General features: G+C 46.5%; 21 protein-coding genes. 1 reads left to right on the forward strand and 20 read right to left on the reverse strand.

The annotated features are described in order from the left end of the window. Positions 1–4: 4 nt before the first annotated feature. The 19 genes from ACYQ2N_RS07420 to ACYQ2N_RS07505 form a co-directional block, all read right to left on the reverse strand. Positions 5–301: a phage tail assembly chaperone gene (locus tag ACYQ2N_RS07420; protein ID WP_459998526.1), complete on the reverse strand. Its 297-nt coding sequence runs from the start codon at positions 299–301 to the stop codon at positions 5–7. Positions 302–309: 8 nt separating this feature from the next. After that, positions 310–663 carry a hypothetical protein gene (locus tag ACYQ2N_RS07425; protein ID WP_459998527.1) on the reverse strand — a complete coding sequence of 118 codons (354 nt, stop codon included), beginning with the start codon at positions 661–663 and terminating at the stop codon, positions 310–312. 20 nt (positions 664–683) lie between these two features. After that, complete coding sequence (locus ACYQ2N_RS07430; RefSeq protein ID WP_459998528.1) at positions 684–1,082, reverse strand: phage major tail protein, TP901-1 family; 399 nt, start codon at positions 1,080–1,082, stop codon at positions 684–686. Between the two features lie 15 nt (positions 1,083–1,097). After that, positions 1,098–1,502, reverse strand: a complete 405-nt coding sequence (locus ACYQ2N_RS07435) for a DUF3168 domain-containing protein (RefSeq protein WP_459998529.1) — start codon at positions 1,500–1,502, stop codon at positions 1,098–1,100. 9 nt (positions 1,503–1,511) lie between these two features. Next, positions 1,512–1,856 carry a hypothetical protein gene (locus ACYQ2N_RS07440; protein ID WP_459998530.1) on the reverse strand — a complete coding sequence of 115 codons (345 nt, stop codon included), beginning with the start codon at positions 1,854–1,856 and terminating at the stop codon, positions 1,512–1,514. After that, positions 1,856–2,044 (reverse strand): hypothetical protein, encoded by a 189-nt coding sequence (locus ACYQ2N_RS07445; protein ID WP_459998531.1) that lies wholly within the window; start codon positions 2,042–2,044, stop codon positions 1,856–1,858. The genes ACYQ2N_RS07440 and ACYQ2N_RS07445 overlap by 1 nt, the downstream gene beginning before the upstream one ends. Positions 2,045–2,064: 20 nt before the next feature. After that, the gene (locus ACYQ2N_RS07450; protein WP_459998532.1) at positions 2,065–2,469 is read right to left on the reverse strand and encodes an HK97-gp10 family putative phage morphogenesis protein; all 405 of its coding nucleotides are present in this window, start codon (positions 2,467–2,469) and stop codon (positions 2,065–2,067) included. A 5-nt stretch (positions 2,470–2,474) separates the two neighbouring features. Beyond that, complete coding sequence (locus ACYQ2N_RS07455) at positions 2,475–2,795, reverse strand: phage head closure protein (RefSeq protein WP_459998533.1); 321 nt, start codon at positions 2,793–2,795, stop codon at positions 2,475–2,477. Then, the gene (locus ACYQ2N_RS07460) at positions 2,792–3,376 is read right to left on the reverse strand and encodes a head-tail connector protein (protein WP_459998534.1); all 585 of its coding nucleotides are present in this window, start codon (positions 3,374–3,376) and stop codon (positions 2,792–2,794) included. Before ACYQ2N_RS07460 ends, ACYQ2N_RS07455 begins: the two co-directional genes overlap by 4 nt. Beyond that, the gene (locus ACYQ2N_RS07465; protein ID WP_459998535.1) at positions 3,288–3,620 is read right to left on the reverse strand and encodes a hypothetical protein; all 333 of its coding nucleotides are present in this window, start codon (positions 3,618–3,620) and stop codon (positions 3,288–3,290) included. The genes ACYQ2N_RS07460 and ACYQ2N_RS07465 overlap by 89 nt, the downstream gene beginning before the upstream one ends. 41 nt (positions 3,621–3,661) lie before the next feature. Next, positions 3,662–4,390 (reverse strand): hypothetical protein, encoded by a 729-nt coding sequence (locus ACYQ2N_RS07470; protein WP_459998536.1) that lies wholly within the window; start codon positions 4,388–4,390, stop codon positions 3,662–3,664. A 57-nt stretch (positions 4,391–4,447) separates the two neighbouring features. After that, positions 4,448–5,779, reverse strand: a complete 1,332-nt coding sequence (locus tag ACYQ2N_RS07475; RefSeq protein WP_459998537.1) for a phage major capsid protein — start codon at positions 5,777–5,779, stop codon at positions 4,448–4,450. A 6-nt stretch (positions 5,780–5,785) separates the two neighbouring features. Further along, positions 5,786–6,568: a head maturation protease, ClpP-related gene (locus ACYQ2N_RS07480; RefSeq protein WP_459998538.1), complete on the reverse strand. Its 783-nt coding sequence runs from the start codon at positions 6,566–6,568 to the stop codon at positions 5,786–5,788. After that, complete coding sequence (locus ACYQ2N_RS07485; protein ID WP_459998539.1) at positions 6,568–7,809, reverse strand: phage portal protein; 1,242 nt, start codon at positions 7,807–7,809, stop codon at positions 6,568–6,570. The genes ACYQ2N_RS07480 and ACYQ2N_RS07485 overlap by 1 nt, the downstream gene beginning before the upstream one ends. Positions 7,810–7,813: 4 nt before the next feature. Then, positions 7,814–8,005 carry a hypothetical protein gene (locus tag ACYQ2N_RS07490; protein WP_459998541.1) on the reverse strand — a complete coding sequence of 64 codons (192 nt, stop codon included), beginning with the start codon at positions 8,003–8,005 and terminating at the stop codon, positions 7,814–7,816. A 13-nt stretch (positions 8,006–8,018) separates the two neighbouring features. After that, positions 8,019–9,569: a terminase large subunit gene (locus tag ACYQ2N_RS07495; RefSeq protein WP_459998543.1), complete on the reverse strand. Its 1,551-nt coding sequence runs from the start codon at positions 9,567–9,569 to the stop codon at positions 8,019–8,021. Then, positions 9,569–10,120 carry a hypothetical protein gene (locus tag ACYQ2N_RS07500; RefSeq protein WP_459998544.1) on the reverse strand — a complete coding sequence of 184 codons (552 nt, stop codon included), beginning with the start codon at positions 10,118–10,120 and terminating at the stop codon, positions 9,569–9,571. The genes ACYQ2N_RS07495 and ACYQ2N_RS07500 overlap by 1 nt, the downstream gene beginning before the upstream one ends. A 100-nt stretch (positions 10,121–10,220) precedes the next feature. After that, positions 10,221–10,601, reverse strand: coding sequence for an HNH endonuclease (locus tag ACYQ2N_RS23125; RefSeq protein WP_488199457.1), 381 nt, complete (start codon positions 10,599–10,601; stop codon positions 10,221–10,223). Positions 10,602–10,652: 51 nt separating this feature from the next. Then, complete coding sequence (locus ACYQ2N_RS07505; protein ID WP_459998545.1) at positions 10,653–10,895, reverse strand: hypothetical protein; 243 nt, start codon at positions 10,893–10,895, stop codon at positions 10,653–10,655. 134 nt (positions 10,896–11,029) lie between these two features. On the opposite strand from ACYQ2N_RS07505, the gene ACYQ2N_RS07510 reads away from it, so the two are divergent. Further along, on the forward strand, positions 11,030–11,230 hold the full coding sequence (locus ACYQ2N_RS07510; protein WP_459998546.1) for a hypothetical protein: 201 nt from the start codon (positions 11,030–11,032) through the stop codon (positions 11,228–11,230). A gap of 516 nt (positions 11,231–11,746) precedes the next feature. On the opposite strand, the gene ACYQ2N_RS07515 is transcribed toward ACYQ2N_RS07510, so the two are convergent. Further along, positions 11,747–11,875: a hypothetical protein gene (locus ACYQ2N_RS07515; RefSeq protein WP_459998547.1), complete on the reverse strand. Its 129-nt coding sequence runs from the start codon at positions 11,873–11,875 to the stop codon at positions 11,747–11,749. Positions 11,876–11,982: the final 107 nt, after the last annotated feature.

The raw sequence follows: 11,982 nt of genomic DNA on the forward strand, positions 1-11,982 counted from the left end.
ATCGCTACAAACGAAATTCAGATTGTAACGCTTTCCACTCATCCAGTAATTCTTGCTTGCTTAGTTTCTTCTCTTTAGGCTTGGGTTTTCTTAGAAGTTTATCCAGCTTCGGTACCCGCTTAGCCCGCTGGAGCTGAGCGATAAGCCACGCTTGCTGCACCAACCGGTTTTCGTCAAGTTCTTTGCGCCATAGATATCCATTAATTAAATCGTTGAATTCCCCGGGAGACATCGTCCAGAATTCGCCGGGCTTAAGATTGAGAGGACCATAAGCGATTTTCTTAAGTCCCTCCCAATCCACCCGGTCACTTAGTTTTTTTCCTCAGTCTCCGAGTCGTCTTCCGATTCTTCAGACTCTCGCTTAGTCTTTAAGAGTCCGGACTTTTCCAATGCTTTCATGACTGGTACAAATAACTCTTCAACGGTTTCACCGTCATCAGTAATTTTCTTCATGAGCATTTGCCCCACGCGTTGCGGTGTAATGCCAGGATCTTTCCACTTAAGCCCTGACCAGTAAAACAAACGCAGCGCCCTAAAGCCGACTTGCTCCTCGCTGACAATTACTGCAATCCCTTTGCCAAACTTTTCTTCCAGATCGGCAATGGCATTAAAATCATAGCGGAGCTGCTTTACCTTATCTCCAAAAGTCACTTCAACGTACATATTTTTTTCACCTCAAGTCATTATAGCGAGGTCAATGCGCCTGTTCCTTGGAGTTCCAGAGAGTAAGTTGCTTCCCCTTCATAAGGAGCATCCAGCTCACGGGAGGTAACCAGGGCGTAACCCTCTTCTTCATCTGTTCCGTTTTCACGAATGCGCACCTTAATCTTGGCTTTGTTTCGCATAGCATTTTTCAGAGCTAAATAAGCTGCTTCATTCGGAATATAAAGTCCGTCAGCAGAAATGCTCCAGCTATATAAGCCGTAATCAAATTCGGAAACACCGACTGAGTCTTTACTGGTCACATCAATTGTGTCGCTTTCCTCAGTCAGTGTGGCGTTACGTTGTCCGCCAACAGCGGTCCACACTGGTGCTCCATCCGTTCCGGTATTCGCCATAAGCAAGATATCGACTCCACGCACTGTCAATCACTCCTTTTAAGAATTTCGTACCCTGAACCGGAGTCTCATGACTCCATGACGGGTAATCCCGTCGGCATCTGTAAAGACTTGCAGCATCTCCAATTGCGAAAACTGCACAGAAAAACCACCGCTTAAAAGCAGTGGTTCCCGTGTCATTGATTCCAGCACAAGAGAAAGGATTTCTTGTGCTTCTTTTTTCCCGTCGTACCGAGACCATACATGCAGTGTTTTAGTGACATCTTCGCCATCAAAGGTTTTAGTGCCACCATCCGCGCTGGTATCTTCCCCTAGCGTCACATACGGATATGCCTGCCCCGGAGTAACGTCATCAAAGACACCTGTAACCTTAGCTGTTAACGCTGCATCAGTTGTCAAACGGTTAAATATAGCCGTTTGTAAAGAATTCACAGATGATTTCATCAGTTATCACTACCTTTGGATCTTCAAGGCCGCGACTGAAGCCGCACCACTGAAATCAATGTAGACTTTCCCGAGATCCGCACCACGTTGATTCCACCAACCCGTTCTAAGTGGCCCAATTACAGCATCTGAAGTTGCGTTTACAGTATGAACTAAATTTACAGAACGGCCTGCTTCATCTGGAACAGCAGTTACAGTGACGGTGATAGCGCCCGCCCCTGCGTTTTTTACGATGAGTACGGTATCGCTATCATTCGTAAATACATTTCCATTGACTGTATCTGCCGCTGCATAGGTAATCGCTGCGCCACCCTGAAACGGGACGGTCTGCACCGGAATTGATGTTCTTGGCATTATTTATCGCCACCTTCCGCTTCTACTGGTGCTTCTGGATCGATAGCAACGTTTTCGGAGATATACTTTTGAGCTTGCTTTTCAGGTAAGTTGTAGAACTCCCCTGCTACATAACGAATAACCGAACCAGGGGATGGTTCCTCTTCCTTGGTTTCAAGCATTTGGACACGAATATATTTTTTAGTCAATGAGAGTTCACCCCTTTTACTCATTGTTTGACAGCTTTTCTAATAGCTTGCTTTAACCCATTAAGATACTTCGGACGCTCTTCTTCGGCTGTTGGTTGAATAAACGGATGCGCTGGGACATGGCCGATTGTCTTACCATTCTTGACCAGGGCATGCCCGAATTCAACTAAGTGCGCGTGGGAACCCTTTCCGTGCGTAGGACCAACATCGGCTGATAGCTGATCCGGCGTAAACCTGGTCTTGATACTTGCCTTAAGGTTTCCAGTTGGCCCGGTAGGGGTATCCTCCCTCATCCTTCTGCCTAGTCTTAATCCGGATTTGCGGACAACGGCCCTCACCGCTGCTGTTGTCTCCAGATCTAACTTACTAATCCTGGTAACCGCATCATCTATTCCGGATAATTCGAACTTAAGTTTAATGCTCATTGGCTTCACTCCTCTGAGCAATATAGATTAATTTCCCGATGGCGCTCGTCCACATCAATTACAGACTGGATTGTAAAGATTCTAGTACCGTACTTAACCCTAAGTTCATCCGTTACTCCATTTCTGTAGCGAATATTAAATTCATATTCAGTATTTTGCCGTGACTGCTCTGCCGCTTGCTCCCTGTTCCAATTTGCTTGGCTTTTGGGAGTCTTAATCGAAGCCCAGACGGTTACGAGATCCGACCAGGCCTCCGTATTACCACCCTGGCCATCTGGTGTTTTGGTTTTCTGCTGAAGCGTTATTCGCTTATTTTGTGCGATCATACCGGCACCACCCGATTAATACCAAGCAGCGCATCCCTTGCTTTTTCAAGTCCTTTTTTTTCCTCAGGTTTCAGATCTTGAAGAATGCCATCGCCCAACAATTTCATGTGCAGCACCATCGCCCACTTGACTGACTCGGGAACAGCCGTGGCCGCATCACCGTACCCCGCAATAAAGCGGATCCGGACCGCATTAATCGGCTGAAGTGTTGTTGTTGGCCATGATTTGCCGTAGGACAGGTTGATCTTATTGACAAAACTGTCATTATCCAGGATGTAATCTGTGGCTGCTACGGTGGATTCAACTCCTTCAGAGTCGGTGTACTTCACGCTGGTTATCGACTGAACCGGTGAGCATGCACGAAACTCAATGTAATCCTCAGCAGGAAAAGCATCAAGAACTAACTCAAGGGTTTGGGTGATATACTTTTTCCCCTGGTAATCCTCACAGTATTCCCGGGCCTGCTTGATGAGGCTCGTTATTAGGGCGTCATCATCTGTTCCGTCCACCCTTAGATGGCTTTTCGCTTCCGCCAGGGTCAAAGGGTCTGTCGCCGGTGGGTTTATCACCTTCAGGCTCATTTACTTCACCTTCTTTAGGTTCCTGATTGGCAATTTCCCTTTTAGTTCCTTCGCTTCTACCAGCGTCATCGGTTCCGTCGCTGGTAGGTTTATCACCTTCAGGCTCTTGGGGAACATACTCGCCGCCGAGCAGCCCACACTCTTTCAGTGCAGTTGCTCGTGATGGTGTTAATTCGATAAATTCACCGGGTAATCTCAGCCCGGAGGGATCTCTAAACTGTTTAATTATGACGTATTTAATCATAATCACCACCTTAAAAGGGGGATGTTAGCTCTCCCCATGCATTAAACATTTACGTTAGTTTTAGCAGCAGCAACTTTTTGGATCGGACTGAATCTCGCCTGGCCTCGGAGCAGTACCGCGCCTGTCTGTGTGGCTGCTGAGTTGGTCACGCGAAGGGCGACGTGGTCAAATCCGTTGATGAGATCAAGGAAGCTTGCATCACATTCCACGTAAGCAATTGCTCTAGCGGTGGAAGGAACTCCAACGGCACCAGCAGAAGCGGCCAGCGTGATTGCGGTCTCGCCCGGTTCGGTTGCCGTTAGGGTTAATACCCCGACTGCTGCGGAGGCGGTTACACCCGGAACTCCGACAGTGGCAGAGTTAATTTTTGCAGCTAAGTTTGCAGTGGATGCTGTGGCATCCGCACCGATTGCATAGGTACGAGTGCCAGGTACGTCCGCAGCGGCTGCGGTAAAGTCCAGCCCATTGACTGTGTATACATCGCCCGCAACGTGAACAAGTGCGCTAGTCAAGATAGCGGATGCAACGTTGGTGTTTGCGGTTATCGTAGCAGCGTTGTTGGTGATGACTTTTGCACCGGTTCCAGCGGCATCCTGCGCCTGCATGACCTGCAAGGCACTCGTCACAGCGGCCGACATGGCCCCGACTTCAACAACAAACAGCGCTTTGCCGTACTTGGACATGGAGAAATATGCTCCCGTCCCTGCACCGTTTAGGGATGCAGACGTTAGAGCAATATCGATTTTCTGATTTTCGCTCATTAATTTCATGATTTTTACCTCCTGATTTCATTTTTAAGGGGAAAGGGGGCCATATGGCCCCAATTATTAAACAAGCATGACATAAGGAGAAACTTGCGTTAGCCCATCCTCAAGAAGAAGAGGACTCTTGACCCAGCCTTGACCGTCTACGTTCCAGAATACCTTGATGACCGTTTTGTTCTGCCGGAATAAAACATGCTCGGAAGCCGCAATGAACGGGCCACTACCATCTTTAATCAGGTAATAGGCCATATCTACCAACATCAGGTCGCCTCGATTGCCCAAGGTAGGAGTCTTACCCGTAAACTTAACCGGTATGCCGTTTAAGGTTGCGGGAATACCCCGGGTAGCATCTCCCTGAATGAAGATATAGTTGCCGTTCGGATCGGTCAATGTTGCAAGTTGTACCAGGGCAGATTGGTTGGCAATATACACTGCCCGACTCTTGGACTCCGGAAGAAGACCGGCCAAAAGGTTGACCGTATCGATATAACCGATTTGGCCCGCAACCGCACGCACAACGGCCATGGATCCAGGAGCGTTGAGAACACCCATAGGTTTAGCTACGCCATTACCGCGAATGAAGGCAAAGTCCTCAGCACTAACAATGGCACCACGAAGCAGTGTAGAAATGAAGGTATTGGCTGCCGCCCAGTTGCGCAGTAACTTGTCGGTGACGACGGTGTGAGCTGCAACTTCTTTAGGCGCCAGGGTTACCTCTTCAAGTTTACCGTCGGTTTCAGGTTTGCTATCGCCTTCACCAATCCAGTAAACTTCAACTCCGCCGAATACTCCATTTGCACCTTGGCTAAATGCTGGCACCGTAATGGCAGCATCCGGCGGGTCACCAGCAGGAATAACGGTAGCCCGTTCACGGACGATAGAAGCCTCCGGCTGGATCATTAGCATATCAGGCTTAAACTGAGTAGGAACGGCGAATCCTCCTTCAGATCCTACGCCCATGCTCCATTCATTACGGAAACTTGGCATAAACTGACTCCTGAAAGCTTCTGGTACCTCAATTCCACCCCCCTGCCCTTGGCCAGTCGGCATGCTTTGGAGCCTGCCCTTGGAATCACCAAAACGAATAGCGTGAACAAGCTCGCCAAGATTCGCGAAACCTGCATCGTCTTTCTTTTCTTTTTGCTTATTGCTTGAGTCGATCTCTGCGGGACGGAAGGTTTTGTCAGCAGACTTGTCTAATTCGGAAGCACGAGCCTGGACAGCTTCGGCCTTGGCAATAAGTGCAGCAAGATCATCAATTTCTGTTTGCAAATTTTTGTACTCAGTGTTTTCTTCTTCTGTCATGCCACGCGCCTCAGCGAGAGCCTTATTCACGATTCCTTCCTGCTTATCGCAGAGATTGGCATATTTTTGCCTCAGTTCCTGTAAATTCATGATTCCTTACCTCCTGATTTTATTTTTATTAACTTGGATTTGGGACAAGTATAGATCAACCGGCACTTGCCGGGGGTCCTCGGGTGGTATTGGCTTTATGTCGGGATTAATTTTGTTGTACTGCTCAATGAAACGCCTGATCGTCTCTGATGCGCTGTTTTGGATCGCTAATCGACTAAGCATAAATGAGTTTTGAGTCGCCTGGCCTTCATCTGGTTCGGAGGTATATAGGATTTCGTCAACAAAACCTTCCGACATAGCTGTCTTTGCGCTCATCCAAGTCTCGTTATCCATCATTTCAGATATTTTTTTACGAGACTTTTTCGTTTTTAGCTGATAGGCGTTAATAATGGTCTCCTTAACTTCGTCCAGCACATCAGCAACATGGCGCATATCTTTTGCTTCGCCCATAATACCGGTCCATGGATTATGAATCATCATGATGCCGACGGGAGAGATTTTTACTTCTTCTCCAGCCATAGCGATAACCGAGGCAGCTGAAACCGCTTTGCCATCAATCTTTACTGTCACTCTTCCTTTGTGCTCCTTAAGAGCGTTATAGATGCCGGCTGCTGCAGTTGTATCCCCGCCCCAGCTGTCAATCCAAACTACTATGTTTTTGCCCGAGTATTGTTCAAGTTCAGACCTGAAAGCATTTGGACTAGACACCGATATCCCGAACCACTCATAGATCCAAGCATCGTCATCACTAACGATCTCGCCTTCAATACGAAGCTCAACTTCGTTTTCATCGGCTTGGTTCTGCACAAAGTTCCAAAACTTAGGCACTATTTATCACCTCCAGTCTGCTTGGGTTGCTGTTTAGATGCAGTCTCAGTGGACACCATGTTGCCGTTCACCAGGTAAGCCTCGCCGGCGACACCACCGATGGGGTTTTCATCGTCTAGTTCACGCCACTCATCCGCATTAATGACACCATTTTGACGTTTGGTGTTGAGATAAGCCCCTCGGGCCGCAGCATCACCGCGAAGCAAAGCTTCGACATTGAACTTAACGTAGTATCCTTCAGCCCGTTCTTGCGGCGTGAATAGCTTCCAGTTCATAGCTTGCTCGAACCGGGTTATTACCGGAAGCATCGAGTACTGGACGTATTCAATTCCCTGATGCTCGATGTTATTGTTGGTGCTACGGTCAAGATTGGCAATCATATGGGGCGGTACTCGCATCAAACCGGAGATCTGCGTATCAGTGAGCTTAAGAATCTCGATGGTCTGAGCGTCGGTCAGCGGCATCGGTATCCGGTTGAACTTCAAGCCGCTGTGGAGGATGATTGGCAACCATGAATTAGCCAGGCCGGATCCGCGTTCAATGAAATTATTCCGCAGATCATCTACTGCCGGTTGGGTCATGACTTGATCTGTCTGTAAAACCGCGCCCACGTTCATGCCCTGGCCATAAAACCGTTCAATGAACTCACTGACTGACAAGCCAAGCCCAACATATTCACGAATCATGGATATGGTCGAATACCCTTTGATACCGTCATAACCAAGTCCAGGAACGTGAAGAACTCGTTCCGCCGGCAATATTTCAACCCTCAGTCCGTTCTCGAATATGTGGTATTCAACTTTCCCAGTAATCTTATTTCGCTTGACTTCGACCTGGTCCCACGGCCAAGGATATAGCTCTAGCACTTGCCCCCTATTGTTGGTTGTTATGATTGAGTAACAATTTCCCGATGCATCAAGTTGAGCGTTCATGGTCTCACGCCAAGTCAAGCTGGTCATTTCGCTATTCGGGGCTGCATGTATTCGGTCGTGCACCGGATGACCAGATGCCTCATCCCGTCCTTTTCCGGATCTCCTTTTCCGGTATACACTTAGTGGCAGCATCGCAAGGCTTTCCGACCGGACCCGGACGCAGGAATAAAAGGTGATGTAGCGTAGCGCGGTGTGCTCGTTAACCGTTACTCCGGTTTTCGTGGGCGCTCCGCCAATCCAAGTGTGTACATCCTTGTCGAAATCAGACATAGAGTAATTCTTAAAAAGTAAATCCCTAATGATCCCCACCTAATCACCGCCCTTTCCCGGGTCCGGGGAGCATGAGCCACAATCCCCCGATTATCCACATGATTGGTGGATAGACCATCCATAGTCCATGAAGGAGCATTAAAAAACCCGCCAATAAGGCGAGTTCTTGGAGTATGCCTGAGCTTATTTTGAGGCTAGGTAAACGAATCTTGGGTAGTTTGATTGGCAATTTCAATGTGATTACCCCCTTAAAGGAAGAATACTCCGGGTTGTTTTTGTTCTGTGTTCTCCATTCGTACAGCTATGGCCATTCCATTGATCCATGCGACAGTCAAGTCAATTCGATCCTTTGACTTGTTTTTCATGGGCTTGATGTTTTCATTGCCATCTACAGCCGTCACAACGTTACCAAAACACCACCTAGCCAGCGGGTTTTCTTCATGGGTCATCTGGCCAGACCGCATTAGTCTTTCAATTTCTTTCATGGCCGGAGACATGTTAGCCATATCCTGCCTCACTTCAAGAAATTCAACACCGCCCTTCAGAAGTCTTTGATTAAGCATTCTGCTATTCCATGGATCTGCTCCGCCATATTGGAAGTCATATTGCTTACTTAATGCTAATGTCCTAGCCTCTACGAAATCATAATCTACGGCATCTCCGGGCGTTACTTGTAAATAGCCCTGCTTAACCCATTTGTCATAAGGTACACCATCCCGTAGGATCCTCTCTTTCATTTTGTCTTCAGGAATCCAGCCTTCAAAAATAATCCTCCAATCAGGAATCCCTTCCTGAGGAGGAAAAACAAGTACCAATCCTGTTAGGTCTGTAGTGCTAGATAGGTCCTGTCCGGGGTAACACTTTTTGCCGACAAGGTCAGCTTTGGACCACTTACCAACCGTGGTGTCCCAAAGAGTTAGAGGCAGCCAGCCAATGCGCTTGAGGGAAATCCATTGGTTGAGTCGGAGCCAACGAAAAAGCCGCTCTTCGGCTTCGTTATTACGAGCACCGATAGCGGCTTGACGTATTTTTTCAATTGGGATTGTATGACCTAGAGATGGATTCACTTTATACCAGATCTCTTCATCGAAAATGTCTGCGTCTTCGGGAGCGCCGTAGATTTTGCAGTACCAGCGCGGGTCAATTATTTCACCGGATATTATCTTTTGTGCTTTCTCATGTATCTCCCACCCTATTGAGTTTCTATCCGGATCATCGCCGGATGTTGTAATAACCCACCAAATAGGTTGACGCCGTGCATCACCGGCTCCAAAGGTCATGATGTCCCAAAGGTCGCGATTCGGTTGGGCGTGAAGTTCATCAAAAATAACAGCAGAGGGTTTATATCCATGTTTTGAATATGCTTCAGCAGAAAGTACCTGGTACACGGTCTTTGTAACCTTATCTTCAAGCTTTTTTTGGCTTAAAGTTAGCTTGCATCGCTTTTTAAGAGCAGATGATTGGTCAATCATATTTACGGCAACATCAAAGGCAATTGATGCTTGTTGTCTTTCGGCTGCACATCCATAAACCTCGCCGCGCATTTCTCCGTCGCCAAAAGTATGAAGCACTCCCGCGGCGGCCGCTAATTCAGTTTTACCGTTTTTCTTTGGAACTTCAAGATATACGAATTGATATTGCCGAATTTCATCATCGGTCAAAGTCCCGTAAACATCGGACACTATTTCGTGTTGCCAAGAAAGAAGATCAAAAGGCTTCCCATACCATTCACCGTCGGTGTGTTTTAAGCACTCGATAAAGTTTGTAGCATATAAAGCACTTTCATTATCGAAGTACATTATTTACCGCCTGCCCTCTTACTGAGCAGTTTCGACATGGGGTCGTCTTCCTCTTCTTCCTTGGGTTTCTTGGGTATCGATCGCAAGGCGGATTGAATGGTCATGATGTTCTCTTTCTCAATGTCGAGCATCATCTTGCGCTTTTCCATGATCTTCTTGTCAAGCGTTAAGAACCGACTGTGGACGTTCTCTTTTTTATCGAGATAGGTAATAAAATCTATCTCGACATTTTGGTAAACTGTATATAGCTCTCTAAGCTCATCATTACAATCTCTTTTCAGAGATTCAAACTTTTTGCACTCGCTATGCAGAAGACAATATCGGTTAATTACCCCCTCATGGAGAGCGTCATCTTTGTCGATCGCCTTGAGCACTTTTTTTATTCTCTGAAATTCCTTATGTGCAATTACATCGGCTTTGACATCCGGCCACTCTTTGAGGGAGACACCCGTAATCAAAGTCCTCTCGGCTTTTTCTCTCACCTCTTTTTCCGCTTTTGTCCGATGGCCCGCCACCAGGGCCAATGGTTTTGTCGGTCTGCCGCCTGGCATCGGGACCACCTCCTAAAAAACTCTTAGTTTTGGGAAAAAAATTTGCGTTGAGGGGCTGCACTGGTCTTGGGGCAAAAGGCTCCAGAGATTGCATCCCCCCCTAGGCACCTTCGAACGGTTTTCCTTCTCCCACTATCTTCCTTTTGCCCTTCACACTGTTGCAATGGACGCATGACGCTTGATGATTCGCTGGATCCCAGAATCTCGGATCATCCGGACCGTCGGGCGGGTCAATATGATCGACGCATCCCGATACATTATCACAACCAGGCAACTGCAACTTGCAGAATGTGTTTTCTGGTTGTCTCAAGAACCACTGTGAATACTTATACCAGCGGTAATCATACCCACGCTGTGAAGCCGATCCACGCTGCTTATCATATCGCTGACGCTCTTGCTTAGCGTGCTCAAGACAATAGCGCCCTTGAGTTAGGTTAGGGCAGCCTGGTTTGGCACACGGCTTGAATGGTTTAATTGGCATTCGTATCACCCCAAAAGAAAAGAGCCCGAAGGCTCATGGAGAATACTATATTTAGTTTTCAAGAAGTATCCGTTTCCCGTCTTTTGTAATAATTTTAACTCGTTTTTCAGATATCATTTTATTAATTACAAATACTTTACTCATATGGTTTGGTGTGTTATCAATGTCTTCCAGAAAATCATTCGATAGCTCAGAGAAGTCTAATTCTGAAATATCATCTAAAAATATTTTTCCTTGTTCTTGCATTTCATTTCTTAGATTTTTAATCTCTTGTTCACTTACTTTATATAACATATAATCCCTCCTTTCGGCGATTCATCTTTTTTATCTTTTCGACAAAAGGAAAGATATTCCTGCCTTGCCCTGCGTAATATTGAAGGATTTTCCTTATTTTCCACGAACTATTTCAACTGAGGGAGGTGATGACATTGCCGAAGAAAACGAATAATAAAACACTTACCCCTGGGACAAAAGCACCATTATCCGGGCAAGGGATAGAAGTTGGTCCAATGGGTGGAAATCCCAGTAAAACAGAAGTAACTCTTGTTCAAGGAAAGAAAGTACCACCAACATCCGCACCAGGACGCAAAATTCAAATCGTTGACGAGACAAAACATAAAAAGAAATAAGGGACTGGTAATAAATAAAGCGTCTTTTATGGGAGGCGCTTTATTTATTTCATTTAAGGCGAAAGGGAATGCCCTTAATAAATATTCTATGCCTATCGGAATTCTGGGCTTCGCCAGACCCGCAACGTTTCCGAACCCCTGGAAGAACCTACCTTTCCCGGTCCCTTGTCATATTCCATCAATGTCAGAATAATATTTTACCGTAGCAACCATAGAAGGATGTTACACTAGAGCACCCGACACATAGCCTACATAGGCAATTGCGGGTGCTCGCCCATTATCCCTGCATAATAAAGGTTTTTCTGGCACATCCTATTTTCATACAACTAAATAGGAGGTAGACAGCTTTGAAGGCTATTGTATTGCTGGGAATGTTCTGTCTTACGCTAGTCGTAGTTTTATTACTACTACATTAGCTAAGATAGAACAGAGAAAATGCTAGGTTAAACAGCATTTTCTCCCCCAGACAATACAACAAAAAATAATATTTTGAAGAAATGAGCTCTCCAAGAGAGTTCATTTTATTTTGCCTTCTTCGCTTTCTTCTTGCCCTTCCTCGGGCTCAGTCGTTGTCTCGTACTTCTGCCCAGTCCACCAAGACCAGAACGTGGCAGAATCACAACGTATCAATTCAACAGGACTCAACTCAATCACCCCATAACAAAAGCCGCCCTTACGGACGGCTTCCTTTATATCATACTAACATGCTTTTGAGGCTATGTTCTGCCAAGTTTCTGCCAATTTACTGCCAA

The sequence above is a fragment of the Paradesulfitobacterium aromaticivorans genome (assembly GCF_054657415.1).

What these genes read in the sequence shown, in the direction of transcription:
- ACYQ2N_RS07440 (WP_459998530.1), bottom strand. Translation starts at nt 1,856, where the DNA reads ATGCCAAGAACATCAATTCCGGTGCAGACCGTCCCGTTTCAGGGTGGC.
- ACYQ2N_RS07455 (WP_459998533.1), bottom strand. Translation starts at nt 2,795, where the DNA reads ATGATCGCACAAAATAAGCGAATAACGCTTCAGCAGAAAACCAAAACA.
- ACYQ2N_RS23125 (WP_488199457.1), bottom strand. Translation starts at nt 10,601, where the DNA reads ATGCCAATTAAACCATTCAAGCCGTGTGCCAAACCAGGCTGCCCTAAC.
- ACYQ2N_RS07500 (WP_459998544.1), bottom strand. Translation starts at nt 10,120, where the DNA reads ATGCCAGGCGGCAGACCGACAAAACCATTGGCCCTGGTGGCGGGCCAT.
- ACYQ2N_RS07460 (WP_459998534.1), bottom strand. Translation starts at nt 3,376, where the DNA reads ATGAGCCTGAAGGTGATAAACCCACCGGCGACAGACCCTTTGACCCTG.
- ACYQ2N_RS07465 (WP_459998535.1), bottom strand. Translation starts at nt 3,620, where the DNA reads ATGATTAAATACGTCATAATTAAACAGTTTAGAGATCCCTCCGGGCTG.
- ACYQ2N_RS07435 (WP_459998529.1), bottom strand. Translation starts at nt 1,502, where the DNA reads ATGAAATCATCTGTGAATTCTTTACAAACGGCTATATTTAACCGTTTG.
- ACYQ2N_RS07475 (WP_459998537.1), bottom strand. Translation starts at nt 5,779, where the DNA reads ATGAATTTACAGGAACTGAGGCAAAAATATGCCAATCTCTGCGATAAG.
- ACYQ2N_RS07425 (WP_459998527.1), bottom strand. Translation starts at nt 663, where the DNA reads ATGTACGTTGAAGTGACTTTTGGAGATAAGGTAAAGCAGCTCCGCTAT.
- ACYQ2N_RS07495 (WP_459998543.1), bottom strand. Translation starts at nt 9,569, where the DNA reads ATGTACTTCGATAATGAAAGTGCTTTATATGCTACAAACTTTATCGAG.
- ACYQ2N_RS07470 (WP_459998536.1), bottom strand. Translation starts at nt 4,390, where the DNA reads ATGAAATTAATGAGCGAAAATCAGAAAATCGATATTGCTCTAACGTCT.
- ACYQ2N_RS07450 (WP_459998532.1), bottom strand. Translation starts at nt 2,469, where the DNA reads ATGAGCATTAAACTTAAGTTCGAATTATCCGGAATAGATGATGCGGTT.
- ACYQ2N_RS07505 (WP_459998545.1), bottom strand. Translation starts at nt 10,895, where the DNA reads ATGTTATATAAAGTAAGTGAACAAGAGATTAAAAATCTAAGAAATGAA.